24 protein-coding genes and 1 pseudogene are annotated in these 26833 nt (G+C 60.1%); 6 read left to right on the forward strand and 19 right to left on the reverse strand.

The window, feature by feature from the left end; all coding sequences use genetic code 11:
• Position 1 precedes the first annotated feature (1 nt).
• The 4 genes and pseudogenes from KP808_RS00615 to gabT form a co-directional block, all read right to left on the reverse strand.
• Entirely contained in the window at positions 2 to 1498 is a 1497-nt protein-coding gene (locus KP808_RS00615; RefSeq protein ID WP_230017259.1) for a methyl-accepting chemotaxis protein, read from the reverse strand.
• A 357-nt stretch (positions 1499 to 1855) separates the two neighbouring features.
• A complete protein-coding gene (locus KP808_RS00620) occupies positions 1856 to 2344 on the reverse strand; it encodes an Lrp/AsnC family transcriptional regulator (protein WP_002555947.1) in 489 nt (162 codons plus the stop codon).
• 47 nt (positions 2345 to 2391) lie between these two features.
• The gene (locus KP808_RS00625; RefSeq protein ID WP_058409791.1) at positions 2392 to 3048 is read right to left on the reverse strand and encodes an HAD family hydrolase; all 657 of its coding nucleotides are present in this window, start codon (positions 3046 to 3048) and stop codon (positions 2392 to 2394) included.
• An 81-nt stretch (positions 3049 to 3129) separates the two neighbouring features.
• Positions 3130 to 4435: pseudogene (gene gabT / locus KP808_RS00630) on the reverse strand (4-aminobutyrate--2-oxoglutarate transaminase).
• A 284-nt stretch (positions 4436 to 4719) separates the two neighbouring features.
• Between gabT and KP808_RS00635 the strand changes: the two are divergent.
• On the forward strand, positions 4720 to 5649 hold the full coding sequence (locus tag KP808_RS00635) for a 2-hydroxyacid dehydrogenase (RefSeq protein WP_230017260.1): 930 nt from the start codon (positions 4720 to 4722) through the stop codon (positions 5647 to 5649).
• 138 nt (positions 5650 to 5787) lie between these two features.
• Here KP808_RS00635 and KP808_RS00640 read toward each other — a convergent pair whose 3' ends face one another.
• The 11 genes from KP808_RS00640 to KP808_RS00690 form a co-directional block, all read right to left on the reverse strand.
• The gene (locus KP808_RS00640) at positions 5788 to 7245 is read right to left on the reverse strand and encodes an NAD-dependent succinate-semialdehyde dehydrogenase (RefSeq protein ID WP_230017261.1); all 1458 of its coding nucleotides are present in this window, start codon (positions 7243 to 7245) and stop codon (positions 5788 to 5790) included.
• A gap of 114 nt (positions 7246 to 7359) precedes the next feature.
• A complete protein-coding gene (argE, locus tag KP808_RS00645; protein ID WP_230017262.1) occupies positions 7360 to 8517 on the reverse strand; it encodes an acetylornithine deacetylase in 1158 nt (385 codons plus the stop codon).
• Entirely contained in the window at positions 8514 to 9668 is a 1155-nt protein-coding gene (locus tag KP808_RS00650; RefSeq protein WP_230017263.1) for an NAD(P)/FAD-dependent oxidoreductase, read from the reverse strand. The genes argE and KP808_RS00650 overlap by 4 nt, the downstream gene beginning before the upstream one ends.
• Entirely contained in the window at positions 9665 to 11074 is a 1410-nt protein-coding gene (locus tag KP808_RS00655) for an FAD/NAD(P)-dependent oxidoreductase (RefSeq protein WP_058400884.1), read from the reverse strand. The genes KP808_RS00650 and KP808_RS00655 overlap by 4 nt, the downstream gene beginning before the upstream one ends.
• The gene (locus tag KP808_RS00660) at positions 11053 to 11364 is read right to left on the reverse strand and encodes a (2Fe-2S)-binding protein (RefSeq protein WP_002555955.1); all 312 of its coding nucleotides are present in this window, start codon (positions 11362 to 11364) and stop codon (positions 11053 to 11055) included. Before KP808_RS00660 ends, KP808_RS00655 begins: the two co-directional genes overlap by 22 nt.
• Positions 11361 to 13202, reverse strand: coding sequence for an ABC transporter ATP-binding protein (locus KP808_RS00665; RefSeq protein ID WP_230017264.1), 1842 nt, complete (start codon positions 13200 to 13202; stop codon positions 11361 to 11363). The genes KP808_RS00660 and KP808_RS00665 overlap by 4 nt, the downstream gene beginning before the upstream one ends.
• A 1-nt stretch (position 13203) precedes the next feature.
• Entirely contained in the window at positions 13204 to 14082 is an 879-nt protein-coding gene (locus KP808_RS00670; protein WP_004659576.1) for an ABC transporter permease, read from the reverse strand.
• Positions 14079 to 15035 carry an ABC transporter permease gene (locus tag KP808_RS00675; RefSeq protein ID WP_002555958.1) on the reverse strand — a complete coding sequence of 319 codons (957 nt, stop codon included), beginning with the start codon at positions 15033 to 15035 and terminating at the stop codon, positions 14079 to 14081. Before KP808_RS00675 ends, KP808_RS00670 begins: the two co-directional genes overlap by 4 nt.
• Before the next feature lie 31 nt (positions 15036 to 15066).
• Positions 15067 to 16704 carry an ABC transporter substrate-binding protein gene (locus tag KP808_RS00680; RefSeq protein ID WP_058400887.1) on the reverse strand — a complete coding sequence of 546 codons (1638 nt, stop codon included), beginning with the start codon at positions 16702 to 16704 and terminating at the stop codon, positions 15067 to 15069.
• A 90-nt stretch (positions 16705 to 16794) separates the two neighbouring features.
• Complete coding sequence (locus KP808_RS00685; RefSeq protein WP_058400888.1) at positions 16795 to 18069, reverse strand: NAD(P)/FAD-dependent oxidoreductase; 1275 nt, start codon at positions 18067 to 18069, stop codon at positions 16795 to 16797.
• 66 nt (positions 18070 to 18135) lie between these two features.
• Entirely contained in the window at positions 18136 to 18804 is a 669-nt protein-coding gene (locus KP808_RS00690) for a haloacid dehalogenase type II (protein ID WP_058400889.1), read from the reverse strand.
• 35 nt (positions 18805 to 18839) lie between these two features.
• Between KP808_RS00690 and KP808_RS00695 the strand changes: the two genes are divergently transcribed.
• From KP808_RS00695 to KP808_RS00715, 5 genes are all read left to right on the forward strand, one after another.
• Positions 18840 to 19193 carry a hypothetical protein gene (locus tag KP808_RS00695; RefSeq protein WP_230017265.1) on the forward strand — a complete coding sequence of 118 codons (354 nt, stop codon included), beginning with the start codon at positions 18840 to 18842 and terminating at the stop codon, positions 19191 to 19193.
• A gap of 145 nt (positions 19194 to 19338) precedes the next feature.
• Positions 19339 to 20196 (forward strand): GNAT family N-acetyltransferase, encoded by an 858-nt coding sequence (locus KP808_RS00700; RefSeq protein ID WP_058409786.1) that lies wholly within the window; start codon positions 19339 to 19341, stop codon positions 20194 to 20196.
• 160 nt (positions 20197 to 20356) lie between these two features.
• Positions 20357 to 21070 carry a cupin domain-containing protein gene (locus KP808_RS00705; RefSeq protein WP_058409785.1) on the forward strand — a complete coding sequence of 238 codons (714 nt, stop codon included), beginning with the start codon at positions 20357 to 20359 and terminating at the stop codon, positions 21068 to 21070.
• 449 nt (positions 21071 to 21519) lie between these two features.
• Positions 21520 to 21969: a hypothetical protein gene (locus KP808_RS00710; protein ID WP_044295756.1), complete on the forward strand. Its 450-nt coding sequence runs from the start codon at positions 21520 to 21522 to the stop codon at positions 21967 to 21969.
• Positions 21970 to 22098: 129 nt separating this feature from the next.
• On the forward strand, positions 22099 to 22806 hold the full coding sequence (locus KP808_RS00715) for a hypothetical protein (RefSeq protein WP_044310509.1): 708 nt from the start codon (positions 22099 to 22101) through the stop codon (positions 22804 to 22806).
• Between the two features lie 95 nt (positions 22807 to 22901).
• On the opposite strand, the gene KP808_RS00720 is transcribed toward KP808_RS00715, so the two are convergent.
• The 4 genes from KP808_RS00720 to KP808_RS00735 all read right to left on the reverse strand — a co-directional run bounded on the left by KP808_RS00720 (position 22902) and on the right by KP808_RS00735 (position 26740).
• The gene (locus tag KP808_RS00720) at positions 22902 to 23405 is read right to left on the reverse strand and encodes a GNAT family N-acetyltransferase (RefSeq protein WP_003435032.1); all 504 of its coding nucleotides are present in this window, start codon (positions 23403 to 23405) and stop codon (positions 22902 to 22904) included.
• 128 nt (positions 23406 to 23533) lie between these two features.
• Positions 23534 to 25078 carry a phosphoenolpyruvate carboxykinase gene (locus tag KP808_RS00725; protein ID WP_219170737.1) on the reverse strand — a complete coding sequence of 515 codons (1545 nt, stop codon included), beginning with the start codon at positions 25076 to 25078 and terminating at the stop codon, positions 23534 to 23536.
• A gap of 179 nt (positions 25079 to 25257) precedes the next feature.
• Positions 25258 to 26160: an Hsp33 family molecular chaperone HslO gene (gene hslO, locus KP808_RS00730; protein WP_122259072.1), complete on the reverse strand. Its 903-nt coding sequence runs from the start codon at positions 26158 to 26160 to the stop codon at positions 25258 to 25260.
• Between the two features lie 172 nt (positions 26161 to 26332).
• Complete coding sequence (locus KP808_RS00735) at positions 26333 to 26740, reverse strand: RNA-binding S4 domain-containing protein (protein WP_044310511.1); 408 nt, start codon at positions 26738 to 26740, stop codon at positions 26333 to 26335.
• Positions 26741 to 26833 lie beyond the last annotated feature (93 nt).

Consider the following 26833-nt stretch of genomic DNA (forward strand, 5'->3'; position numbering starts at 1 on the left):
GCTACGCGTGAAAGCTCTGGCCAAGCGCTTCCAGGCGAATGGCCAGCGGTGACAGGCTCTGGCTGCTGGTCGCCAGCACACCGATATTGGCGGCGGTGTGCTCGGCGATGGTCTGCACCGAACGTAATTGATCGGCGATTTCCTTGCTGGCGGTGGACTGCTGTTCAGTGGTCGTGGCAATCAGGCCGTTAAGCTGGGTGATATGACCGATACCTTCGCCGACTGCACGCAGGGATTCCGACGCCCGCTGGCTGTTTTCCACACAACGCCCTACGCCTTGCAGGCTGTCGTTCATGGCCGTAGCGGCCTGACGGCTGCCCTTTTGCAGGTCTTCGATGATGGTCTGGATTTCCTTGGTCGACGACGCTGTGCGCTGCGCGAGGTTGCGCACCTCGTCCGCCACCACCGCAAAGCCTCGGCCCTGCCCACCGGCGCGGGCGGCTTCGATTGCAGCATTGAGGGCCAGCAGGTTGGTCTGCTCGGCAATGCTGCCGATCACGTCCAGCACTTTGCCGATCTGTTCTGACTGGTTGGCCAGGGCCTGTACGGTTTCATCGGTGGTCGTGATGCGTGCGGCAAGCTGGGTGATTTCGCTCTGCGCACGGTCGACACTGTCGCGCCCGTGGGCGACCTGATCGCTGGCGTCACCGGCCCGCTGCACGGCTTGCGCAACATGGCTGGAAATATCGTTCATGGCATCACCCATGCGCTGCATCGCGCCGGTCATGCGGGCGATCTCGCTGAGTTGATGCTGCGCCCCGGTTTCCAGCGTACCGCTGGCTTTGGCAAGGTCATGACCCAGCTCGCCGAGCCCGCGTGTGTCGCGCACCACGCCGTCGACAAGGCTGGTGATCTGCTCCAGAAACTGCTCGAAACGTTGCGCCAGCGGCACGCGTTTGGCCGAACGCTCGCTGGCCTGGCTATTGGGCGAAAACTGGTTGGTGGTGGCCAGCATTCGATCGAGCATGTCCTGATTCTCGACCGCCTCGGCCTGATTCTGCACGGCCAGATAGACCAGAATCGCGCTTTCTACAACGACGTACACCGCATGCACCATCACCATGCTCCAACCGCCGCCGTGGTGCATGACGTAAACCGGGAAGCCTGCATGCTGCAGAGCGTGGAAGCCGACATGGTGGATGGCGATGGTGACGGCGGCGACCAGAATCGGCAGCCAGTCGCGGTAGAAGGTCAGTACAGCTAGAAACACGAAGATGCCGAAATGTATTTCGATCAGCCCGTGCGCCTGATTGATATGCAGCGCGGCCATGACCATCAGGCCTACACCCACACAGCAGCGCATCAATCGGGTGCCGCCGATGGCGCGATACAGCCCGGTCAGCACCACCGCGGTGCCGCCACCCACCACCACTGCCTGGGTGAACGTATCAAACCAGAACGCCAACCCGAGCGCGTAGAGGAACAATAGCCAGATCAGGCCCAGCATGATCCGGTCGGCCTTGCGGTAATGGTCCAGGAAACGAGGGGCTACGGGCATCGAACACATCCTTTTGAAATCCATGGCGACAGGGGGCCCGTCGGTTTTCGGATATGCACGAGCAAAACCCCGGCCAACGTGCCATCTGGATGGTGGCCCTATGCCAGAATTTCAGAAATATATTATTCGGTCAGTGTTGAGGCGCGACGATCTCTCTGGCTTGAGCAAGCGGCGCTACGCAGATTTGTGACGCAGAGCGTCACGAAGGGCGTTCCCACGCTGGAGCGTGCGGAACGATAAGTGTCTGGGGGATCGCGGAACGGGCGGCCCACGCGGTGGCCGGGCGAACACTATCGTGCCCATGCTCCGCGTGGGTATGCCGTTCTGGATGCTCTGCGTCCTCTCCGGGCTAGAGATTCAGTGGCGCAACAGTTTGCGCAGTGGCACGCCGTCTTTCATGACCGGGGATTTGATGACGATGTAGCTGAAGTACTTGGAGATGCCAATGTTCTTGTCCAGCAGTTCTTCGATCACTTCCTGATAGTGCTGAATGCTGCGGGTCATGAAGCGCACCAGGTAGTCGTAGCCGCCGCTGATCAGGTGGCACTCCAGCACTTCGTCGACGTGACGGATGTTGGCTTCGAATTTGGCGAAGTCTTCACGCTTGTGGTCGCTGAGGGAGATTTCCGTGAATACGGTGACCGATTCGGTGATTTTTGCCAGATTAAGGTGCGCCTTGTAACTGGAAATGTAACCTGCCGACTCAAGACGTTTGACGCGCTGCAGGCAAGGGCTTGCGGAAAGCCCGACGGCGTCGGCCAGGCTGACGTTGGTCATGCGCCCGTCTTTCTGGAGTTCTACCAGGATATTGATATCAATCCGATCCAGTTTGACCAAGCCTTCCATTACCTACCTCTTGTATTGCCATTCACGGTGCTTACCTTCTAGCAAAATCAGCGCCGTAAAGACAGCTGATGCTGAGCGACCAGATCGGCCATGCTGTTGATGCACAGGTCGGCAGTGCATGGCTGACAGTGTTGCTCACGGCTACGGCGGATCAGACACAGCCCACCGGTGCCTAACGCCGAGGCAGGCGGGCGAGACACAAGAAGCGTTTCACGCGGTTCCAGATCCATCCCGGCAAGCCAGTCCGGATCGTCCAGCGGATGAGTGGTCAGCGACAGCAGGCTGTCAGGTTCAAGGCCCAGGCGTTCGCACAGGATGCCGCGATCCTGCAGGTCCCGGTCGGCGTACACCAGCAGCCGATAAAACTTGCGCAGGTAGAGCATCGCGCCGGGTGCATCCTCGAACAGCGTCCAGTTCGGTACGGAACGGGCAAAGGTCATGCCTTCTTCCCAACTGGCCTTGATGCCAAGGCGCTCGGCCAGTTGCCGGTGCGCGAAGCACAGCAGGCCGCTAAATCCCAGTTCGTCGAAGCGCGGATAGAGCGTGCGCACAACATCATTGAATTCGGTCAGGACCGAGTCTTTATCCGGTGTGTTCAGACCGTTTTCCAGCAACGGCTGCAACGCCGCCCAGACACCCGAATCACGGTCCACCAGAACCTCATCACAATCGATCAGCAGTGCGCGGTAATCAATAAGCCCCATGGCAGGCAACGTCTCCATTCAACAATGATCCCCAGCGCCGGTGGTCGCAGCGTCTCGCGACAACCGCGACCACGTCTACGCTCAGCTGGACTTCAATACTCGTGCCAAGGCGGCATCGAGAATGGTCAGTGCTTCATCGATCTGCTGCTCTGTGGTGACCAGCGGTGCGAGGAAACGCAACACGTTGCGGTACACACCACACTTGATCACCAACAGGCCGCCAATGCGTGCCTGATCAATGATCTTCTGATTGAGATCAGCGTCCGGGCTACGTGCGGCGTCGTTCTTGACCAGTTCCATGGCGAGCATGAAGCCGGTGCCGCGCACGTCGCCGATGCAGGTGTAACGGTCTTTGAGCTTGAGCAGACCGGCACGCAAGTGTTCGCCCAGTTGCTCGCCACGCGCGAGCAGATTGTCCTGCTCGTATGTGTCGATCACCGCCAGTGCGGCGGCGCAGGACAGCGCATTACCACCGTAAGTGCCCCCCAGACCGCCCGGAAGCGGTGCATCCATGATCTCGGCACGACCGACCACGCCTGACAGCGGCATGCCGCCCGCGAGGCTCTTGGCAACCGTCACCAGATCAGGCTGGATACCCGAATGCTCGAAACCGAACCATTTGCCGGTACGACCAAACCCGGTCTGGATTTCATCGAGGATCAGCACGATGCCGTGCTGTTCGGTGAGGGCACGCAGGGCTTTGAGGAATTCGACCGGCGCGGTCAGGAAACCGCCGTCGCCCTGGACTGGCTCGATCAGAATGGCCGCCACACGATCCGGCGCGACCTGAGTTGCCAGCAGTTCATGCAGCGCAGCCAGGGCCACTTCGGTGGGTCACACCGCGATACTCGTTCGGGTACGGGGTGTGGAACACTTCGGGGGCCATCGGGCCGAAATTCTGTTTGTACGGCTGGCTCATGCCGGTCAGCGTAGTGCCAAGCAGCGTACGGCCATGAAAACCGCCGCGGAACGAGATAACTGCCGGGCGATTGGTGTGAGCGCGGGCGATTTTCACCGCGTTTTCGACCGCTTCGGCACCTGAGGTGAAGAACACGGCCTTGTGATCGATGCCGCTCTGGCCCGCTATGAGATGGCTCAGGCGTTTGGCCAGATCAACATAGGGCTGATAGGACGCCACCTGGAAGCAGGCGTGGGTAACCTTGGTCAGTTGCGCCTGTATCGCCTTGACCACGTTGGGGTGGTTATGGCCGATGTTCAGTACGCCGATACCGCCGACAAAATCCAGATAGCGCTTGCCATCGACGTCCCACAGTTCAGAACCCTGCGCGCGGTCGATGACCAGCGGGTGGGCCGTGACAATGCCACGCGGCACGAACTGATCGCGCTGGCGGAGCAGATGAGGTGTTTCGTCGACTTTGCTGTTCATGGTTTTACCTGTCGTGGGCCTGGCAGCCGGCGGGGTGGCTGCGATGCTGTTCAGGTTAAGCGTTCAGCGAAATGATCTACGCCGAACTTGCCCTCTCAGATGTCCAGATCGACTGTTTTTCGCCTCGCAAACGGCAGATTCCTTCATGCCTTGCGAGCACCACGCAATCTGCCGGGCAACGCTGCTTTTCAGTCATGCCGGTGCTCTGCAAAAGGCTGTTTCGACAGATCCTGCTTTCGACTTGCGGCATGATGGGGCTCCACTTTCACACTCAGGAAATGCCCATGCCCGCCCTGCTCTACAAAGCCGATCCCGCACGCGCCGAACGCTGGCGTGTCCTGTTTGCCGAGCATGCGCCGGACATTGAATGGCGGGTGTGGCCGGATATCGGCGACCCGGCCGATATCCACTACTTGGGCGCCTGGCTGGCACCTGACGATCTACAGGAATTGCTGCCCAACCTGAAGGTGCTGTTCGCCTTGTCTGCGGGCGTCGATCAACTGGACCTGAGCCGTATTCCCGAGTCCTTGCCGGTGGTTCGTCTGCTGGACCCCGGCATCAGTCAAGGGATGTGTCAGTACGCATCTTTTGCGGTGCTGAGCCTGCACCGGGAAATGCTGCGTTATCGGCAGCAGCAGGTCGAGGGCGTCTGGAAGGCGCATCCGCTGGTTCCGGCGCACAAGCGTCGCGTGGGAGTGATGGGACTGGGCTTGCAGGCGCAGCATATTCTGTCGAGCCTCAAACCATTCGGTTTCGAGCTGTCGGGCTGGGCGCGCAGCGAGCATCAGGTAGAAGGCGTGACGTGTTATGCGGGTGAAGAGCAGCTGGGCGTGTTTCTTGGTCAGTGCGACATTCTGCTGTGTGTCTTGCCGCTGACCGGGCAAACCGAAGGCATCCTCAATCGCCAGCTTTTCGAGCGCCTGCCCCAAGGTGCCGCGCTGATCAACATGGGCCGTGGCGGGCATCTGGTGGAAGCGGACCTGCTTGACGCGCTGGACAGCGGCCAACTGAGCGCTGCGGTGCTGGATGTGCTGCAACAGGAACCGGCACCGGCTGATCATCCGTTCTGGCAACACCCGAAGATCATGCTGACACCGCATGTCGCGGCCATGACCCAACCGGAAAGCGCCTTCCCTGGCCTGCTCGATAACATTCGCCGCTTTGAGCGTGGTGAAGCGATGCAGGGGCAGGTGGATCGCGGCCAGGGTTACTGATGCGTTGGATTATCGTGCCCTTGATTACCTATCGTGCCGACGCTCCGCGTCGGTACGCCGTTCTGGACGCTCCGCGTCCGATCTTGAGCCAGCAGCGCGGCGCAGGTCTGTGACGCGGAGCGTCCTCGCACTGCGCTGTTACAACCCCCCCACATGAAACGCCTTCACTTCCAGGTATTCATCCAGGCCGTAGCTGGAGCCCTCGCGGCCAAGGCCGGATTGTTTGACACCACCGAACGGGGCGACTTCCATGGAGATGATGCCGGTGTTGAGGCCGACCATGCCGAACTCCAGCGCCTCGCCGAAACGCCATGAGCGACGCAGGTCCTGGGTGAAGTAGTACGCGCCAAGGCCATAAGGCGTGGCGTTGGCCAGTGCCAGCGCTTCGGCTTCGTCGGTGAAGCGCATCAGTGGCGCAACAGGCCCGAAGGTTTCTTCGTTGGCCAGCAACATGCCCGCATGGGTTTCGCCCAATACCGTTGGCTGGACGAATTGGCTGGTGCCATCGGGACGGCCGCCATGCAGCAACTTCGCGCCCTGGCTCAGTGCATCATCGATGTGCCGAGTAACCTTGCTGACCGCCGCCGGGTTGATCAGCGGGCCAATGGTCACGCCCTCTTCCAGGCCGTTGCCGACCTTGAGTTTGCTCACTTCCTCTACCAGCCGTGCAGCAAAACGGTCGTAGATGCCGTCTTGTACCAGAATCCGGTTGGCGCACACGCAGGTCTGCCCGGCGTTGCGGAATTTGCTGAGCATGATGCCCGTCACCGCCTGTTCTAGGTCCGCGTCGTCAAACACAATGAAGGGTGCATTACCGCCCAGTTCAAGGCTCAGACGCTTGATGTGTTCGGCGCTCTGGCGCATCAGCAGACGGCCGACCGGGGTCGAGCCGGTAAAGGAAATTTTGCGCACCACCGGATTGCCGGTCAGTTCTTCGCCAATGCCTGCGGGCATGCCGGTAATGACGTTGAACACACCGGCAGGAATACCCACACGCTCGGCCAGTACCGCCAGCGCCAGCGCCGACAAAGGCGTAAGGTCCGAAGGTTTGACGATGATCGGGCACCCGGCAGCCAAGGCCGGCGCGCACTTGCGGGTGATCATGGCGTTGGGAAAATTCCACGGGGTGATTGCGGCGCACACACCCACCGGCTGCTTGAGGGTCATCAAACGACGGTCTGCGCTGGGCGCGGGGATGGTTTCGCCGTAGGAGCGGCGCGCCTCTTCAGCGAACCATTTGACGAAGCTGGCACCGTAGCGGATCTCGCCACGAGATTCGTTCAGCGGCTTGCCCTGCTCAAGGGTCATGATCAGCGCCAGGTCTTCGACGTTGTCGAGCATCGCCTGATGCCAGCGCTCCAGCAGGCCCGCGCGCTCGGCAGCGGGACGTGCACGCCAGGCGGGCCAGGCACGATTCGCAGCTTCGATGGCGCGACGGGTTTCAGGGCCATTCAGGGCCGGAACCTGCGCGATCATTTCGCCGGTCGCCGGGTCGCTGATGGTCAGCGTTGCACCATCGTCAGCGTTGATCCATTGCCCATCGACGTAGGCGCGGTCTACCAGCAGGCTGGGGTCTTTCAACTGATTCTTGAGCATGGTCGAGTCCTGTTTCGGGATACCTGCCAGTCTAGGCAGGCGCCGCAGTCCAGGATGCTGAAAGCAGGATAACGGCAGCGTCCGATGCTGAAATTTGCCCTCGGACGGCAGCCTCTACTGCTTCAACGAACCCAGCAGGCTTTGCAAAAAGCGCTCGCCCGCGTTCATCTGGCTCTCCTCGATAAACTCGTCCGGCTTGTGTGCCTGCTCGATGGAGCCAGGCCCGCACACCACCACCGGCACGTTGAGCCGCCCGGCGAACAGGCCGCCTTCAGTGCCATAGGAGACCTTGATGTGCTGTGTGCCCGGTTCGGCAAATGCATGCAGCATGCGCACTGCTTCAACGCTGGGGTGTGTCTCAAGCGCCGGGTATTCGTTCATCACTTCGATTTCGATAGCGGCCACGCCCGACAATTGTTTCGCTTCGCGTACCAGCACTTCGGCGCGCTCGCGCAGTTGCTCCAGCAGCACGTCGGGATTGTCGCCCGGCAGGTTGCGGTATTCGAATTCCATGGTGCACAGGTTGGGCACAATGTTCAGCGCCTTACCGCCATCGATACGGCCGATGTGCACGGTGCTGTAAGGAATGTCGTAACCCTCGTCACGCGCGCCTTGTTGCTCGATCTGCTTCTGACTCTTGCGCAGTTCGGCGATGAAATCGCTGGCCAGATGAATCGCGTTGACCGCTCTGGGTGCCAGCGACGAATGCGCCTCCTGGCCTCGGCAGAAGGTGCGATAGGACGCCTTGCCCTTGTGCCCGACGGCAAACTGCATCAGCGTCGGTTCGCCCACCACACACAGAAACGGACGCACGGGTGCCAGATGCAACACATCCAGCAGCCGCCGCACGCCGACACAGCCGATCTCTTCATCGTGGGACAGCGCCAGTTGCAGCGGACGGATCAGGGTCATGTCCGCGGCATCGAGCATCGCGTCGATGGCCAGGGCAATGAAACCCTTCATGTCGCAGGTGCCACGGCCGTAGATACGCCCGTCACGCAGGGTGGCCTGAAACGGCGGCATCGTCCACGCCTGACCGGCCGCAGGAACCACGTCGGTGTGCCCGGAAAGCAGCACGCCCGGCACGTCACGCGGGCCGGTGCTGGCGAACAGGTTGGCCTTCTTGCCGGTCTCGTCCTTGACGATCAACGACTCGATACCCTTGCTGGCCAGCAGTTCACGGACGTATTCGATCAGTGCCATGTTCGGCTCCGACGACACGGTGTCGAAGGCGATCAGGCGTTTGAGAATTTCCAGGGCGCGGGGGCTCATGAGGCTTTACTCGCTTGTTCAGTAACAATTTCAAAACGGCGAATGTCGAACGGGCTGATCGAGGTGCTGGTCGTACCGGTGCTGATCAGTTCAGCCATCACGTCGCCCACACCCGGACCGAGCTGGAAGCCGTGACCGCAGAAGGCGAACGCATAGAACAGCCCGTCGACCTTGCCGCTGCGGCCCATCACCGGCAGCGAATCCGGCGTGTAGCCTTCAATGCCGCTCCACACGCGGATGATGTTCAGGTTGCCGACGCCGGGCAACAGCCGACGCATCTGCTGCACCTGATTGATGATGCTGCGCGGCTCGACGTAGGCGCGGCGGTTGATCATGTCCGGCTTGCTGCGAAAGCCACCGCCGATGACGATGTTGCCACGTGCGATCTGCCGGAAGTAGATCACTTCGTGAGGGATTTTGGTGAACACGCCGATCACTGTCGGCAGTGCATAAGGCACCGGTTCGGTCACGGCCATCTGCGGGCCATTGGTTTCCAGCGGTACGGGCTCGCCAAACTGCGCGGAGAGTTTTTGCCCCCAGGCACCTGCGGTGATCAATAATTGATCGGCAGTAAAAATGCGCCCGTCAGTGGTGGTGACTTCAAATTCGTGACCGACCTTTTCCACATGCGCCACTTCGGTACGCTCTTCGATACGCGCCCCGGCACGAATCGCTGCACGAGCGAAAGCCGGTGCGGCCAGACGCGGGTTGGCGTGGCCATCGTGCGGCGCGTAGGAGCCGCCCTTTACGTCCGGCCCGAGAAACCCGAAACGCTCGTGCAGTGCCTTGCCGCTGTAGATTTTCAGGTCCAGCTCACGGGCTTCCGGAGCCGCGGCATAAGCTTCCAGTTCAGCGATTTCATCCTCGCGATAGCAGACGCGCATGTGACCGCTGGGCAGAAACTCCAGGTCTTCACCGATCAGCTCCGGCAACCGCTGCCACAGTGCTCTGGAACGGTTGGCCAGTTCCAGCTGACCAAGGTGCCGGCCTTGACGGCGCACGTTGCCGAAGTTGACGCCGCTGGCGTACTGGCCGATCACGTCGCGCTCCAGCAGCGTCACCGACTTGCCGCGCTGACGCAGAAAAAACGCCGACGCCGAGCCCATGAAGCCGCCACCGACAATCAGTACATCCACTTTCGGTTGTTTCATGAGGTCACCTCGTCCACCAGCATCGACAGCGGTTTGACCGGTGCCTGCCCGCGCTGACGACCGACCTGCTCGACCGGCACACCGGCCTGGGCAGCGATTACTTCGGCACCGGCCTGAGAGCAATAACGCCCTTGGCAACGGCCCATGCCGACGCGACTGAATGCCTTGGCGCGGTTGACTTCGCATGCGCCCTTTTCACGCACCACGCCGCGCAACTCGCCTGCGCTGATCATCTCGCAGCGGCAGACAATCGCTTCATCGGGCAACGCAGCTGCCTGGGCAGCAGGCCAGGGAAACGCTTCGGTCAGCCCGACACGGAAGCGATCCATGACCAGCAGATTCTTGCGTACTTCTTCGCGGCGCGAGTTATCCACAGGCCGGCCAAGATCGTCCAGCAGCGCCATCGCCGCCAACCGCCCTGCCTGTTCGGCAGCATCGGCACCGCGAATTTTTGCGCCGTCGCCCGCAGCATAAACGCCGTTCACCGAGGTGCGACCGTCTTCGTCGACCGCCAGCACCCATTGCCCGGACGCATCGTCGAAACGCAGTTGGCACCCTGCCAGGTCAGCGAGTTGGGTTTCCGGACGCAGGTGATAACCCAGCGCCAACGCATCGCAGTCGACGGACAGCGAGTTACCGTTGGCGAGCTTCACCCGCACGCCGGTCACACCGTCCTGCTCGCTGCCGATGATTTCCTCAGGCTGCACGCCCAGGTGCACCGGCACTTTGGCGCTGTACAACTGGGCCAGCAGCTTCATGCCGTTGAACAGCAAGCCTGGGCGCGCGAGCAATTTGGGCATCGCGCCGATGCGCTTGCTGAACGGCGAAGTGTCGAGCACAGCAGCCACATCGGCACCGGCTTTGACGTACTGGCTGGCGACCAGGTAAAGCAACGGTCCGCTGCCCATGAACACCACGCGACTGCCGATGGACACCGACTGCGACTTGAGCGCGATCTGCGAGCCGCCCAGGCTGTAGGTGCCCGCCAGTTGCCAGCCCTTGATCGGCATCAGCCGGTCGGTGGCACCGGCACACAGGATCAGTGCGTCGTATTCCACCACGGTATGCACGCCCTGGCTGGCACAGCACAGCTCGCCGTGCGTGAGGTTCCAGGCCAGCGTGTCGGGGCGATAGTCGATTTGCGCGCGCAGGCGATCAAAGCTTTCGTGCAGGTCACGCGCCTTGGCGGCTTCGGTGCCATACAACGCTGAATAATCGCGCTTAAAGCCTTCTGGCTGACGGCGATAGATCTGCCCGCCGTCGCGCCGGTTTTCGTCGATCAGAATCGGCTTGATGCCCGCCGCCAGCAAGGTTTCGGCGCAACGGGTGCCCGCTGGGCCAGCGCCAATGATGACGACTCTCGGGCTGGCAGGGTTCTGAACGTCTAACCGTGAAGAAGTGGCCATTTCGCCTCCGGTTGGGTGGTGACGATATCGAGTCCGTCGCGGACTTCGTTGGAGCAGGCGCGCAGGCGCTCGCCGTTGCGGGTCCAGACCCAGCAATCCTGACAGGCGCCCATCAGGCAAAACCCGGCACGACGTCCGGAGTCGAACTCGGACTGGCGCAGCGTGGCTTTGCGGGTCAGCAACGCCACCATCAAGGTGTCGCCCTGCAATGCTTCTATGGGCGCGCCATCGACCATCAGGCTCACAACCGGGCGATCACGTTCGCCCAGTCTCACAAAACGGCCACTCATGCGTAGGCTCCCACGGTCACAGGATTAAGGTTTTCTTGCACGGCCTGCAGCTCGTCGCTGTCGCGATGGCAGAGGATTTCGCTGCCGCCTGCGATCATGCGACGGCTCGGGGCAGTCTTGTTGCACAGGCCTTCGACACGGGCCGGGCAACGGTTGAGAAAGGTGCACAGCTCGGGGTTGTTGGCCGGGGCGCTGATGGGTGGCAGCTTGCCGCTGGTCACACCACAGGTTTCCAGCCAGCCCTGACGCAGTTCTGGCACTGAGTGCACCAGCAGGTCGGTGTACGGATGGAATGGCACACGGCTGAACGCTTCGCGGCTGCCCTCTTCGACCTTGTGGCCGCTGTACATCACCACTATGTCGTCGCACAGCGCGCGGACGGTGGAAATGTCATGGCTGATGAACAGGTAGGAAACACCCAGCTTGCGGCGCAGTTCGCCAAGCAGTTCAAGGATGCACGCGCCCACCACGGTATCCAGCGCCGAGGTCACTTCATCACAGAGGATCAGGTCCGGCTTGGCCGCCAGCGCGCGGGCCAGGTTGACACGTTGTTTCTGGCCACCCGACAGTTCGTTGGGGCGCCGCTCTGCCAGTTCAGGGGGCAGGCGCACCAGGTCCATCAGTTCGTCAATGCGATCGCGCAGGGCCTTGCCCTTCAGGTCGAAATACATCTTCAGCGGGCGCGCCAGAATTGCGCTGATGCTGTGCATCGGGTTGAGCGCGGTGTCGGCGTTCTGGAACACCATCTGGATGCGCCGAAATTGCTCTTCGGTGCGTCCCGCGAGGGTACCGGACAATTCGGCACCGTCGAATGTCAGGCTGCCGTGCGCCGGGTCCAGAAGACCGGCGACCACACGGGCCAGGGTCGACTTGCCCGAACCGGACTCGCCGATCACGCCAATGGCCTGACCACGGCGAATGGTCAGGTCGATGTCTTCCAGCACGCGAATCATCGGCATGCCTTGCAGGTTCTTTTTGCCATAGCCCGCCGTCAGGCCCTTGATGGTCAACAGCGTGCTGTCCTTGACCACTTCGCTGGCCGGTTTCAGCACTTTGTCGGGCCGCGCCGCTGCCAGCAGGCTGCGGGTGTAGGCGTCTTCCGGGCCTTTGAGCAGCGCTTCAGTGCTGCTCTGCTCGATAATCCGCCCGCCATTGAGCACTACGATCTGATCAGCCATCTGCGCCACCACCGCAAGGTCGTGGGAGACATAGACTGCCGTGGCACCCCGGTCGCGGACGACTCGCTTGAATGCACGCAGCACGTCGATCTGCGTGGTGACGTCCAGTGCGGTGGTCGGCTCGTCGAGGATCACCAGCAACGGATCACTGATCAGCGCCATGGCCGCCATGACGCGCTGCAACTGGCCACCCGAGACCTGATGCGGGTAACGCCGGCCGATGCTTTCCGGATTGGGCAGGGCCAGGTCGCGGAATAGCTCGACAGCCTTGGCTTCCAGTTCCGCGCGGCTGCCCAGACCATGAATCAGCGCACCTTCGATCACCTGATCGATCAGCTTTTTCGCCGGGTTGAAGGCGGCTGCGGCGCTTTGTGCAATGTAGGAAACGCGGTTGCCACGCAGGCCCTGCAATTGGCTTTCGGGCAGGCTGAGCATGTCGTGCTCGCCCACTTGAACCACCCCGCCAGCCAGCTTGCAACCGCGTCGGGCGTAACCGAGCAGGGCCAGCGCGATGGTGGTCTTGCCGGAGCCCGACTCGCCGATCAGTGCCAGCACTTCACCTTTTTCCAGCGAGAAGCTGACGCCTTTGACGATCTCCAGCTCGCCATGGTCGCCCTCGGCAACCACACGCAGGTCTTGCACACGAATCAACTGGCTCATCTCAATGCCCTCCCGAGCGGCGACCGCGCCGTGAGGCCAGCCGGTCGATGAACAGGTTGACACCGATGGTCAGCGTGCCGATGGCCAGCGCCGGGATCACGATGGCCGGAGCGCCCTGGCTGAGGCCGCCGATGTTCTCGCGTACCAGCGAGCCAAGGTCGGCATCGGGCGGCTGCACGCCAAGCCCCAGAAAGCTCATGCCGCTGAGCAGTAACACGATAAAACCAAAACGCAGCCCCAGGTCGGTCATGACCGGGTTGAGCATGTTCGGCAGAATTTCCCGGCAGGCAATGTAGATACGACCCTCACCCCGCGTGCGCGCCACTTGCACGTATTCCAGCGCCTCGATATTCACCGCCAGGCTGCGCGCTATACGAAACGCTCCCGGCGTGTAGCTCAATACCGCCGTACAGATCAGCAGCACTTCGGAGGAGCCGAACGCCGAGACCATGATCAGCGCCAGCATTTTGCTGGGGATCGAGATGAACGCGTCCATCAGGCGGCTGATGATTTCGTCCAGCCATTTTGGCGCGACCACCGACAACAGCGCGCAAAGCGTGCCGATGCCGCTCGCCAGTACCGCAGAGATCAGCGCCAGGCCTACTGTAAAGCGCGCGCCGACCAGCACCCGGCTGAGCATGTCGCGGCCCAGGTAATCAGTACCGAACGGATAAAGCGCGCTCATGTTTTCAAACATGTTGTCGGAAACCACTTCGCCAACAGCATGCGGCGCGAGCCAAGGGCCGAACAGCGCAACCATCAGCCAGATAAAGCACACCGTTGCGCCCAGCAAGCCAAGCCATGAGGTGGGGCGGGACGCTTTTTTGCGCAGCACCGGTGCCGGCGCTTCAGGCGTCGATTTCGCAATGAATTGAGTCATTGGGTTCTCAGCCTCGGATTGGAAAGAATTGCACACAGGTCGGCCATCAGCACCAGACCCAGGTAAGCGGAGCAGAACAGCATGGTGCAGCCTTGAACCAACGCCATGTCACGGTTGGTTACAGCATCGACCATCAGGCTGGCGATGCCGGGGTAGTTGAAGATGGTTTCAACGATGACCACGCCGCCCAGCAGGTAGGAAAGGCTGAGCGCCACCGCGTTGACGATGGGCCCGATAGCGTTGGGCAAGGCGTGGCGCAGTACGATACGCACCGGGCTGACGCCCTTGAGGCGGGCCATTTCCACATACGGGCTGTCCAGTTGGTCGATGACCGCAGCGCGGGTCATGCGCGCCATTTGCGCCACGATCACGCAGCACAGGGTCATCACCGGCAGCGCGTAAGTACGCATGAACTGCCACGGCGAGCTGACGTCACCGCCATACGACAACGCCGACAGCCAGCCCAGATTAACGGCGAAAATCAGCACCGCCAGGGTAGCCACCAGAAATTCGGGCACCGCCACCAGGGTCAGCGTGATGAAACTCAGCGCCCCATCAAGGCGGCTGCCGCGGTACATCGCTGCGCCAATGCCCAGTGCCAGCGCTAGTGGTACCGAGACCAGCGCGGTAGTTGCCGACAGCATCAGGGTTTTCGGAAAGCGCCCGGCAATCAGCTCGGACACCGGCATTGCGTTGGACACCGACTCACCGAAGTTGCCACCGAGCAGGTTGGTCAACCAATGCAGGTAACGCACCACACCTGGCTGATCCAGGCCCAGTTTTGTACGCAATGCGGCGACCTGTTCAGGCGTCGCGAATTGCCCAAGGGCCTGTTGTGCCGCGTCTCCAGGCAACACCGCCGTAATGGCGAAGACCACGATGGAAACGATCAACAACGTCACGATCGCCGCGCCGAAGCGCTGCACGATCAACCAGAGTGTGTTGCTATTCATCTGCATCCTCCTGCTCGGTTCAGCGTTGCATTTATGCGTCCAGCCACACCTGCTCGCTGAACATGTAGCCCATGAAGCCGCCCAGCGGGTTGCTGGAATAGCCCTGAACGCGCTTGTCCACGCCGTCGATGTTGCTGATGAACACGGGGATGCCGATGCCGCAGTTCTGGCTCACCAGAGTCTGCATGTCGCCGTACATTTTGGCGCGCTTGGCGTCGTCGGTTTCCCCGCGGGCCAGCAGCAGCAACTGGTCGAACTGATCGTTTTTCCAGCCGGATTCGTTCCACGGTGCCGAGGACTGGAAGAACTGCGAGAAGATCACGTCGGCGTTCGGTCGCGGGTTGATGTTGCCGAAGCTCAGCGGGTGCTTCATCCAGTGGTTGGACCAGTAGCCATCGCTCGGCAGGCGGTTGACGTTGAGCGTCAGCCCGGCCTGTTTGGCCGACTGTTGCAGCAGCACGGCGATGTCCACCGAACCGGTCGCAGCAGGCGATGCCGCTACGGCCATGGTGATTTTTTCCATGCCGGCTTTCTTGAGCAGGAATTTGGCCTTTTCCGGGTCATAGGCGCGTTGCGGCAGGTCAGCGTTGAAGTAGCGCGAGCCGGGTGCAATCGGGTGGTCGTTACCGACGCGGGCATAGCCACGGAACACGGCCGATTTGACCTGCTCACGGTCCAGCAGGTACTTCATGGCCTCGGTGAATTCCGGGCTCTTGCCGGGCATCTGGTCCTGGCGAATGATCAGGTCGGTGTAGTTGCCGGACGGCGCATCCACAACGCGGTGCTTGGCACTGGCCGCGATGCGTGTGGTGGAGCGCGGGTTGACCTCGTTGATCATGTGCACGTCGCCGGACAGCAGCGCGTTGACGCGTGACGGCTCGTCGGCAATGGCAATGAATTCGATCTCGTCCAGGTACGGCAGGCCTGGTTTCCAGTAGTTAGGGTTGCGCGCACTGACCGAGCGCACGCCAGGGTTGAATTCCTTGACGGTGAACGGGCCGGTACCGATGCCCTTGCTGAAATCTGTCGTGCCTTCGGGCACGATCAACAAGTGCGAAACCGCGAGAATCGAAGGCAACTCGGCGTTTGGCGAGCTGAGGGTGATCTGCACTTCCAGCGGGCCGGTGGCCTTGATCTCGGAGAACTGCGCCATCAGCGGCAGCACTTTCGAGCCGGTGGCCGGGTCCTTGTGGCGCGACAGGGAGAACACCACGTCGCCAGCGGTCAATGCCTTGCCGTTGTGGAAGGTCACGCCCTGGCGCAGGGTGACGGTCCAGACCGTGGCGTTGTCGCTCTCGATCTTCTCGGCCAGTTCCATGTGCGGAACCAGATGGCTGTCGAAACGGGTCAGACCGTTGTAGAACATGAAATGGCGAACGTAGTCGGTAGACAGCGCGCCTTTGGCCGGATCAAGTGTGTCAGCGGTGGAGCTGGACATGCCCGCTACACGAATGCGCCCGCCTGGCTTGCCTTTGACAGGCGCATCGGCGTCGTCGGCAAAAACCTTGCCCGCCGCACCGAACAGGCTGGTCGAGCCCGCCGCAACCACACCTGCAACACCCAGCATACGCAACGCATCGCGCCGCGACAGACCACGATTGAGACCTTCGAAAACACGCAGGCTGTCTTCGCCTGTGATCAGCTGGGAGTCGGTTTTTTTGTCAGCCATATCAGTTCTACCTGTCGAAAAGGGGAAATTCCGAGTTGCTCACGGTTGGCCGGAGCGTCCTTCAAGCACACACGACGGTTAAACAAAAACTCAGTGGCGGCTGTCCTGATAGCGGTAATACGCACCTACCAGCGGCAGAAACCACGGCTTGCCGAAGTGGCCGGGAATGGCTGGCCAGTTCAGGTCTTTCCAGGGATTGGCCAACGCCTTGCCTTCCATGACCTCAGCCATCACCCGCCCCATATGCACCGACATCTGCACACCATGGCCGCTATAACCCATCGAGTAGAAGACGCCGTTGTGTTCGCCTGCACGCGGCAGACGGTCGGACGTCATGTCCACCAGCCCGCCCCAGCAGTAGTCGATCTTGACGTGCGCCAGTTGCGGGAACATCTGCACCATCGCCGCTTGCAGCACCTTGCCGCTCTTGGCATCGGAACTGCTGTTGGACATGGCGAAGCGTGCCCGCCCGCCGAACAGCAGGCGGTTATCCGGAGTCAGACGGAAATAGTTGCCGATCAAACGGCTGGTCACGTAAGCGCGCTGGTTGGGAAACAGCTGGTCAATCAGCGCCTGTGGCAATACTTCGGTAACGATGACGAAACTGCCGACCGGCACGATGCGTCGGCGATACCAGCCCAAACCGCCGTGCTGGCAGGCACCGGTCGCCAGTAACACCTGCCCGGCCTGAATAGAGCCTTTCGAGGTGTTGACCACGAAGCCGCCACGGTTGGCTTTCCAGTCCTTCACCGTGGCACCCTGATACACCTTTGCGCCGTGGCGCACAGCCGCATCGGCCAGGCCCAGGCCGAAACGGCCGACGTGCATCTGCACACCGTTGCGCTGCAGCAGGCCACCGTGGAATTCGTTTGAACCGATTTCGGCGCGCACGTCCTCAGCAGACAGCAACTCAACGTCGGCATCGACCTCACGACGAATCAGCTCGCAGGTGCGCGCCAGTCCTTCGTAATGCCCTGGCTTGGCCGCCAGCTTGAGCTTGCCGTTACGCTTGATGTCACAGGCGATGTTTTCCTGCTCGACCACCGTGACGACGCTCTGCACCGCACTTTCATAAGCCTTGTAATACTCGCGCGCCTGATCGGCCCCCAGGGTCGCGCTCAATGACGCGTAGTCCTGAGCCACGCCGGTATTGCACTGTCCGCCGTTGCGGCCCGACGCTTCGCCGATCACCCGGCCAGCTTCCAGAACCACCACGCTGGCACCTTTCAAGGCCAATGCACGCGCCGCCGCAAGACCGGTGAAACCGCCACCGACCACCACAACGTCAGCCTGCCCCTCCACTGCGCCGTCCTGCGCGCCGGTAAAGTCTGGAGCCGTATCGAGCCAGTAAGACTCACTGCGCATTCTGTTCCCCTTGTCACTCATAGAAGAGCACCTTGAAAAATGCCGGTGTTGCGCGAGTTGTCCGGTTTAGAGGCCGACCAGCCCGGCAAGCCCGCCGATGTCCGGGATCTGGTGGTATTCATAAGAGCTGTGAGCTGGCTGTTCATGACCACGCGCCACAAATGCCTTGTTCTTGATTTTCATGTCGTGTGCGGAAAACAGGTCGTAACGGAAGCTTGAAGACACATGCAAGATGTCTTCCGGGCCGCAACCCAGGTTATCGAGCATGAATTCGAAGGCTGCCAGACGTGGCTTGTAGACCTTGGCCTGGTCAGCGGTGAACACCTTGTGAAACGGTGCGCCGAGTTTGTCGACGTTGGACATGATCTGGCTGTCGCTGGCGTTGGAGTAAATCACCAGCGGGATCTTGTCGGCGATTTTCGACAGCCCGGCGGGCACATCAGCATGTGGGCCCCAGGTCGGCACGGCGTCGTAATACAGCTGGCCTTCTTCGCGGTATTCAACGTTCCAGCGCTTGCAGGTGCGAGCCAGTGCAACCTTGAGAATTTCGTCGTACGGCATCCAGTCCCCCATGACCTGATCCAGACGATACGCCGAAAAATCCTTGACGAACTGATCCATCTGTTCAGCCGGAACGCGGTCGGCAAAGAGCTCGCGCGTCATGGTGCCCATGTGGAAATTGGTCAAGGTGCCGTAGCAGTCGAACGTAATGAATTTTGGTCGAAGAAAGCTCATTGTGTGCGGTCCTGAAAGTTCGTTGAGGTCATGGCATGACGAGCAATCCGGCCTCATTTCCAAGGGCGGTGATGCACGCTGCAGCACAACCTCATTACAACACCGTGAAATCAGCAGATGGCGTTAAAAGTGATGGCTGCTTGATAGAAACCACCGTTTTGAGGTGCGCGCTCAGCAGACTTTGCGGGGCGCTCCAGCCTTGGGCAGCCCCCGGTTTTTGGCGCTTTTTTGACCCTTTTCAGGGCGCTCGGGCTCAAGGGCGCGGGTTTGCACCGCAGAAACTGCGCCGCGCCAGTGATCTGCGAGCAGCAAATTCCGGCGGCTATATAAAGAGCCTGAAGCCGAAGAAAAACCACAAGCATTTGCTGCCGGGTGCCCGCCCGATTTAAGCAGTAACTGTGGTCTGGCGAACGGCGGTTTGTGGAATCTGCCGAATGCTTGCAGACCTCTTGTCAGCGCCCGCATCAGGTGGGATACAGCAAGCTTGCCGCAGCCTTTATTTTGCCGGTGCATCCTTCTGGACGGAGACACGTCATGCTCGCTCAGCAACGCCTCGACTTTGAATTTCGCCCCATGACCGCAGCCGACGTCGGCAACGCTCATGAGTTATCCATTGCCCTGAAGTGGCCGCATCGACTGGAAGACTGGGCCATGCTGCAACGTGTCGCCCAAGGCTTTGTTGCAGTACATAACGGTCGCTTGATCGGCAGTGCCTTCGCCTGCCATCAGGGCGAGTTTTCCACTATCGGTCTGGTGATTGTCAGCGACGACTATCAAGGCAAGGGTATTGGCCGCAAATTGATGGAGCTTGCTGTCGGCAGCGTGCCGCCGCGCACCGCCATCCTCAATGCAACACTTGCCGGCGCCCCGCTGTACGAAAAAATGGGCTTCGTCAGTTTTGGTGAGGTTCAACAGCGTCAGGGGCAGGCACAACTGCCCGACACAACCGTATTGAAAGCACAGGAAAGCAGTCGTGCGCTGAGCGAGGCTGACCACGCTCGCGTGCTGGAACTGGCCAACGCCGGTTCGGGCATGGACCGTTCGGCAACGCTGGGCGATGTGCTGAATAACCTTGAGCACGCAGTCGGCATCGAACGCGATGGCCAGTTGCAGGCTTTTGCCCTGTTGCGTCCTTTCGGCCGTGGCCTGTGCATCGGCCCTGTTGTCGCCCAGACGGTGGAACAGGCCCGCCACATGATCGAGCAACTGCTGGCCAAAGTGCCTTACGCATTTGTACGCATCGACATCCCGACCGACTGCGGCCTGGCCGACTGGCTGGACGAAGCTGGCCTCAAGCGTGTCGACAGCGTGACCTGCATGAGCATGGGCGCAGTTCCGCAAGCCCGCCAGGGCGTGCGCCAGTTTGCGCTGATTACCCAGGCGATCGGCTGATCGCCCGGAAGAACATCATCGTGCCAATGCTCTGCGTTGGCATGCAGTTCTGGACGCTCTGCGTCCGGTCTTGAGCATGTGACGCAGAGCGTCACGAAAGGCATTACCACGCAGAGCGTGGGAACGATCAGTCACTCTTCAACTTCAGGAGCCCAACCCAATGCCCCAACCCACAGTCCTGCTATTGGCCCGCGCTGACCTCAGCCCGGTAGATACCGAATTCACCACCGGCCCCATTGATGCGCATGACCCGTTCGACAGTGGCCGCCGCACAGCATTTGTCGATGAACAGGGTATTGCGGCTGGCATCGTTGAATTGGGTACGGCGCTCTCGGTGGAGGCCTACCCCTACACCGAAATGCTGGTGATGCATCGCGGCAGCGTCACGCTGACCTCTGGCACCGGCAGCATCACCATCAGCACCGGCGAAAGTGCCGTGATCGGTCGTGGCACGCAAGTACGTATCGAAGCGCAACCGGACAGCCTCTGGGCGTTCTGCGTATCCACTCAGGCCAATGGCCCCGACAAACCCGGTATTACCGCTCTGGACCGCCTCGCCATGCTCACACCGTCCTCACCGCCAGACCCGGCGATCATGATCAGCGCGCTGCCGCAGTGCCGCAGCAACAACCTGTTTGAAGACACCGCAAGCACTTTGCGCATCGGCGTCTGGGACTCCACACCCTACGAGCGCATCTCGCGCCCGCACAAAATCCATGAGCTGATGAACCTGATCGAAGGCAGCGTAGGGTTGAGCCTGGAAAACGGCCCTAGCCTGACCGTGAACACAGGCGACACCGTATTCGTCGCCCAGGGCGCGCCTTGCAAATGGACCAGCACGGGGTATGTGCGCAAGTTTTATGCAGTGACGTGAAGAAAGCTATTGCGCCCTTCAGTCTTGCAGGGCGCAATATACTTACATGTTTAGCTCTCGCCAGCGCAGTTAATCCAATGCAGCGCTAAAAGACAAGAATTAAAAATTTCTTTCGCCAATGCACGAAGAATCAGAAGTTTCCTACTTGCCTTCCGTGTCGCCTGTGTTAAAAAACAATAACTAATTTCAGCAAGTTAAAACTTGCTCCTGACGGGCCCATCAAGGCAGTCATGCGCTTTATGCATCGCTTAACCTTTATCTATCATGTTGACTGGAGATACTTTATCTGACCGACGCATTCACTGTGCGCACGACTTACTAACCCTCCGCGACACGCTATAAGCTGAACGATCCGTATGGGCACGAACGACCGCTACCCCGTTTCGTCTTGCGTTTACCTTATTCAAAATCAATATGAAATTACTCATTTAACTCAAGGATTATTCCCGATGAAAACCAACAAGACCTTATTGGCTTCCCTTGCTTTTGCAACACTGTGCACCAGCGTTACGGCGCAAGCGGGACCCCCGGTCACTGTGACGTTCAAGAATCTTGGAACGGAGGTGGCGGAGTATAAGCCGGTCACTCGCAACGAAATGTCGACTCGGCTTAATGCCAGAACGGCTATTGCTCCGAAAGTCCAAATTGGAGATTCAAATGTTTACTCGGTGCAAAGCACTCTCTCGCCGGATACCAGCTACGCCAGTGTTCGCTACGTCATGGGTTCCAAGGTTTGCGTATTCTCGACCACCTTCATAAAGCTTCCCGGTGCAGGCGGGGCCAAGGTGCCGAAATGGAACCGGACTGCAAACTCTGAAGGCGGCGCAGTCTGCGCGGCGACGTCTCGCGCCACCAATCTCTCCACCTACGCGTGGGCTGCTGAATTCACCATGAAATAAGCCCCCGGAGCGTGCGTGTCGCATTTTGATACGCACGCTTTTCAGCGGAAAACTAAAGCGGTGTCTGGCTGGGCCGATATAAAGAGTGAATATAAAGCCATGGATTGGCCTCTGCCGCGAGGACGCAGCATGATTGATACAACATCCCTCACACACCTCACCCATAAAACTGCACTAACGACTGTCGAGAAAAGCACCTCCGCCACGACTTTAAACTCCAGCCTGAAAGAGCTTGATTCTGCATCTGCTATTGACGGTGCCACCTTCTCGACATTGTCCCGTCAATTAAGTAGTAGTGCCGCACGAGCTCAGGCTCGCGACAGCAGTCTTGACTTCAAAAGCCTGAGGTCTCTGGCAAACAGTATTAGTGACAAAATTGCAGGCAACAGCTATCACGCCAATAGGAAACTGCACGACGCAGAGATTCCGGATACGGACGACCCTGCGCGGCTCGAAAGAGCGCGGCAGGCGACTTCGTTCAAGAATGGATCAGGCACCAACCCGTTCGCAGGCTTATCTCAGGATCAATTGAGGTTGGTTATGTATGACGAAAGTGGCGACTTCACCATTAATGAGAGAAGCGCGGCTTCGTCCGAAAACCATGTTCAACAGGAAAACTGGAACAGGGCGATGTGTAAACGCTATACCGACGAATACAATGAAACCGGCAAAAGCACGCAAACACTGGTCATGCTTCTCGCCCATTATGATCAGCTGCCACCCATAGAAAAAGCCCAATACCCCGCCCATTACGCCGCCAACATTACATCGGGGGACAGCTCGGCGATGGACATTTTCAACACGCTGAAAAGCCAGTCAGGCACTCAGGGGACTTGAGCGCCTGTGACGGAGCACGCGGGTTCGCGTGCCCTCTATGGCTGTCCGCGTTCTGCTGCATTGCGGTTCGCCGACACCGCTGCGGTGTAGCCACGTCATTGTTCTTTCAGGCCCAGCACATAGAACTTGCTGTCCACCGCGATCAACGGAAAGCTCGCAGGCAGGTCCTCCTTCGTGATCTCTCTAAAGCCGTGCTTTTCATAGAAGCGATGCGCAGCGTGAAACTTGTCGGTCGTGCCCAGGAATACTTCGGTGACGCCTTTGCGAGTTGATTCCTCGATCAGGCGCTCGAGCAGTCTGGCTGCAACGGAGAATTCCCGGCCGCGAAACGGCGCGGCGACAAACATCTTGCGCAGTGCTGCCTGGCCTGCGCCGATGTCCCTGAGGCCGATGCTGCCGATGACCTGATCGTCTTGTACCGCGACCCAGAAATCCCCTGTGCCGGTCTGGTAAAAGTCCGGAATCGCTTTCAGGTCAGGCTGGTCTTCGGCGGTGATGGGAATACCGAACTCTTCGCGCTGGATGGGCAGAATCATCGCCGATACACCTTGCTCGTCGCTCGGCACGAAACGCCGTATCTGAATCCCGGTTACCCCCACAACACACCTCCTGGCCATCGTTCTCAGTGGAAATCAGTATTTCAGACAAGCAAACGCCCCGACAAGTCGAGGCGTTTGCTTGAGCATTTTCGAGGGTCACACGGGCGTGTGACCCTGAAGATGTTTAATTACAACTTCGGACCCGCAGCCTTGATGGCGTCGCTCACGTCGAACTTCTTGAAGTTCTCCACGAACAGGCCAGCCAGTGCTTTTGCTGCTTCGTCGTAGGCGGCTTTGTCAGCCCAGGTGTTACGTGGGTTGAGCAGGCCGGTATCGACGCCGGGTACCGACTTCGGTACGTCGAGGTTGATGGTGTCGAGGTGCTCGGTTTCGACACCGATCAGTGCGCCGCTCTGGATCGCTGCGATCACGCCACGGGTGGTCGGGATGTTGAAGCGCTTGCCGACGCCGTAGCCACCGCCGGTCCAGCCGGTGTTGACCAGGTAGACCTTGGATTTGAAGCCGCGGATGCGCTTGATCAGCAGTTCAGCGTATTCGCCAGCCGGACGCGGGAAGAACGGTGCGCCGAAGCAGGTGGAGAAGGTGGACTTGATGCCCGAACCCGAACCCATTTCGGTCGAACCGACCAGTGCGGTGTAACCCGACAGGAAGTGGTAGGCAGCCTGTTCTTCGCTGAGGATCGACACTGGTGGCAGGACGCCGGTCAGGTCGCAGGTCAGGAAGATCACGGCGTTTGGCTCGCCGCCGAGGTTTTTCGGTGCGCGTTTTTCGATCAGTTCGCGCGGGTAGGCCGCACGGCTGTTCTGGGTCAGGCTGCTGTCGGCGTAGTCGGCTTTTTTGGTGACCGGGTCGAGTACGACGTTTTCCAGTACCGCGCCGTGCTGGATGGCTTTCCAGATGACCGGCTCGTTCTTCTCGGACAGGTCGATGCACTTGGCATAGCAACCGCCTTCGATGTTGAACACCACGCCTTCGCCCCAGCCGTGCTCGTCGTCACCGATCAGGTAACGGCTTTCGTCGGCGGACAGGGTGGTCTTGCCGGTGCCGGACAGGCCGAAGAACAGGGTTACATCGCCCTCTTCGCCCATGTTGGCTGCGCAGTGCATCGGCAGAACGTCCGAAGCCGGGAGCAGGAAGTTCTGCACCGAGAACATGGCTTTCTTCATTTCGCCGGCATAACGCATGCCTGCGATCAGTACCTTGCGAGCGGCGAAGTTGATGATAACGGTGCCGTCGGAGTTGGTGCCGTCACGCTCAGGGTCGCAAACGAACCATGGCGCGTTCTGGATTTCCCACTCGTCCTTGCCAGCCGGGTTGTACTGTTCAGGGTTGATGAACAGGCAACGGCCGAACAGATTGTGCCACGCAGTCTCGGTGGTCATCTTGACGGGCAGGTAGTGCGCAGGATCGGAGCCTACATGAACGTGGGAAACGAAGCGCTCGCGCTCGGCGAGGTACGCACCGACGCGGTTCCACAAGGCGTCGAATTTCTCGGCCGGGAACTTGCGGTTGATCGGGCCCCAGGCGATTGCGTCCTGGGTGCTCGGCTCTTCAACGATGAAACGATCGACCGGCGAACGGCCAGTACGATGGCCTGTCTCCACAACCAGTGCGCCAGTGTCGGAAAGTACGCCTTCGTTACGGGCAAGGGCTTCCTTGACCAGTTCGTCGGTGCTCAGATCGGTGTGCACAGCGTTGTTGATTTGCGTCATGAGGTTCCCCGTCGGCCTGTAGCCGAGTGCTCCAAACGGTTTTGTAGTAAAAAAACAACCACTACTACAGCGTAAAAGTGGGCCGGATTATGCCAGAAATGCCCAGAAATGGTAGGACCCTCCTGTCAGAACAGCATTACAAGGGCCCATACCGTATTCTGAGGGGCTTTACGCGCTGATCAATGGCGCGTGTCAGACGGCGAATCGACACCGCCGCCAGCAAACAGCTGTGCAACGTCAGTGGCATCGAACAGGTAGCGCTCGTTGCAGAACTGGCAGTCGATCTCGATAGTGCCGTTGTGCTCGATAACCAATTGCTGCGCGTCCTCCAGCCCGAGACTGACCAGCGCGTTGGCAGATCGTTCGCGAGAGCAGCTGCAACGGAAGCAGATCGGTTGAATATCGAACAGGCGAACCGGGTCTTCGTGGAACAGGCGATGCAGGATGGTCTGGTTATCCAGACTCAGCATTTCTTCGGCCGTGAGAGTGTTGGCCAGGGTGATGACATGCTCCCAGTTGGCATCACGCTCTTCAGCGTCGGTGATCTGCGCGGCAGGCAATTGTTGCAGCAGCAATCCACGCGCACGATGACTGTCAGCCTTGAGCCAGAAACGCGACCCCAGCTGCTCGGACATCACGAAGTAGTTGGAGAGGCTTTCCGACAAGTCAACCCCATCCAGCGCTACGATGCCCTGATAACGCTGGCCTTGGCGCGGGTCGACGGTCAGCGCCAGCGATCCGTCAGGCATCATGTCCTGAAGGCCCGCGCCGGGATTGATCAGCGATTCGTCGTATCGAGCGATGCCACGTAACTCACGTTCGCTGGAGCACTCGACCATCAGCAATGGCACTGCGCCGCTGGAGCGAGCCTGCAGGATCAACAGGCCGTCGAATTTGAGGGTGCCGACGAGCAGAGCAGCTGCCGCCATCAGTTCGCCGAGCAACTGCGCGACCGGCTCCGGATAGGGATGCTTGGCGAGCACTTCGGCGTAACTGCGCTCCAGAGCGACCAGTTCTCCTCGAACGTCGCTTTCGTCGAAGATGAAGCGCTGGGTGAAATCGGTGTCCGGTAAATCATGCATAGGGAAGGTATCTGAAGTAATGACATTGGATGGCACGCGGCTGAGCAAGCACCGTCCGGCACTCGAAAGCGCCGTGGCCATGCGGATTGACCGGCATTTTAGGAGCTATCCGGTGCGCTTCCAAGCGGGTTGGCCCTTCGGGCTGATCGCCGGAGCTGCCCGGTGCAGTGTTTCAGTCGTTGCTCTGGCTGGCGCGGAAACCGAAAAGCTCCCGGCGTTGCTTCTTGGTCGGCTTTCCGTCGGTGGTTACTCCCAGGTTGCCGGCCTTGCGCTGAGCCGCCGCGTTCTCGCGTCTGGCGATGCTCTCGGGCGTCTCGTGATACAGCGTTTGAGCCTCCGGCGCGCCTCGCCGAACGATGGATAATGCCTCGACCACCACCGTGCGGTCGTCGAAGCCCATGCGAATCTGAAACTCGTCACCGATACGCGGCTCCTTGCCGGGCTTGCAACGTTCGCCGCGACAGTGCACCTTGCCGCTTTCGATAGCCGCTTTGGCCAGCGCACGTGTTTTGAAAAAGCGCGCGGCCCAGAGCCATTTATCCAGGCGGACCTTATCGTCTTCTTCTGGCTTTTGCGCCATTTGAATTCCTCATCAATGTGACAGTCTGAACTTTACCAGGCCAGATAAACAAAGCGACGGCACATGCTCGCCCGCTTTTTCTGTGCCCCCATG

The sequence above is a fragment of the Pseudomonas savastanoi genome, assembly GCF_020917325.1.
GTDB classification, from domain to species: domain Bacteria; phylum Pseudomonadota; class Gammaproteobacteria; order Pseudomonadales; family Pseudomonadaceae; genus Aquipseudomonas; species Aquipseudomonas amygdali.

Bases quoted from the DNA above. Each gene is read 5' to 3' on its own strand.
- KP808_RS00615 (WP_230017259.1), bottom strand. From the start codon at position 1,498: ATGCCCGTAGCCCCTCGTTTCCTGGACCATTACCGCAAGGCCGACCGG.
- KP808_RS00620 (WP_002555947.1), bottom strand. From the start codon at position 2,344: ATGGAAGGCTTGGTCAAACTGGATCGGATTGATATCAATATCCTGGTA.
- KP808_RS00625 (WP_058409791.1), bottom strand. From the start codon at position 3,048: ATGGGGCTTATTGATTACCGCGCACTGCTGATCGATTGTGATGAGGTT.
- KP808_RS00635 (WP_230017260.1), top strand. From the start codon at position 4,720: ATGCCCGCCCTGCTCTACAAAGCCGATCCCGCACGCGCCGAACGCTGG.
- KP808_RS00640 (WP_230017261.1), bottom strand. From the start codon at position 7,245: ATGCTCAAGAATCAGTTGAAAGACCCCAGCCTGCTGGTAGACCGCGCC.
- argE (WP_230017262.1), bottom strand. From the start codon at position 8,517: ATGAGCCCCCGCGCCCTGGAAATTCTCAAACGCCTGATCGCCTTCGAC.
- KP808_RS00650 (WP_230017263.1), bottom strand. From the start codon at position 9,668: ATGAAACAACCGAAAGTGGATGTACTGATTGTCGGTGGCGGCTTCATG.
- KP808_RS00655 (WP_058400884.1), bottom strand. From the start codon at position 11,074: ATGGCCACTTCTTCACGGTTAGACGTTCAGAACCCTGCCAGCCCGAGA.
- KP808_RS00660 (WP_002555955.1), bottom strand. From the start codon at position 11,364: ATGAGTGGCCGTTTTGTGAGACTGGGCGAACGTGATCGCCCGGTTGTG.
- KP808_RS00665 (WP_230017264.1), bottom strand. From the start codon at position 13,202: ATGAGCCAGTTGATTCGTGTGCAAGACCTGCGTGTGGTTGCCGAGGGC.
- KP808_RS00670 (WP_004659576.1), bottom strand. From the start codon at position 14,082: ATGACTCAATTCATTGCGAAATCGACGCCTGAAGCGCCGGCACCGGTG.
- KP808_RS00675 (WP_002555958.1), bottom strand. From the start codon at position 15,035: ATGAATAGCAACACACTCTGGTTGATCGTGCAGCGCTTCGGCGCGGCG.
- KP808_RS00680 (WP_058400887.1), bottom strand. From the start codon at position 16,704: ATGGCTGACAAAAAAACCGACTCCCAGCTGATCACAGGCGAAGACAGC.
- KP808_RS00685 (WP_058400888.1), bottom strand. From the start codon at position 18,069: ATGCGCAGTGAGTCTTACTGGCTCGATACGGCTCCAGACTTTACCGGC.
- KP808_RS00690 (WP_058400889.1), bottom strand. From the start codon at position 18,804: ATGAGCTTTCTTCGACCAAAATTCATTACGTTCGACTGCTACGGCACC.
- KP808_RS00695 (WP_230017265.1), top strand. From the start codon at position 18,840: ATGACGAGCAATCCGGCCTCATTTCCAAGGGCGGTGATGCACGCTGCA.
- KP808_RS00700 (WP_058409786.1), top strand. From the start codon at position 19,339: ATGCTCGCTCAGCAACGCCTCGACTTTGAATTTCGCCCCATGACCGCA.
- KP808_RS00705 (WP_058409785.1), top strand. From the start codon at position 20,357: ATGCCCCAACCCACAGTCCTGCTATTGGCCCGCGCTGACCTCAGCCCG.
- KP808_RS00710 (WP_044295756.1), top strand. From the start codon at position 21,520: ATGAAAACCAACAAGACCTTATTGGCTTCCCTTGCTTTTGCAACACTG.
- KP808_RS00715 (WP_044310509.1), top strand. From the start codon at position 22,099: ATGATTGATACAACATCCCTCACACACCTCACCCATAAAACTGCACTA.
- KP808_RS00725 (WP_219170737.1), bottom strand. From the start codon at position 25,078: ATGACGCAAATCAACAACGCTGTGCACACCGATCTGAGCACCGACGAA.
- hslO (WP_122259072.1), bottom strand. From the start codon at position 26,160: ATGCATGATTTACCGGACACCGATTTCACCCAGCGCTTCATCTTCGAC.
- KP808_RS00735 (WP_044310511.1), bottom strand. From the start codon at position 26,740: ATGGCGCAAAAGCCAGAAGAAGACGATAAGGTCCGCCTGGATAAATGG.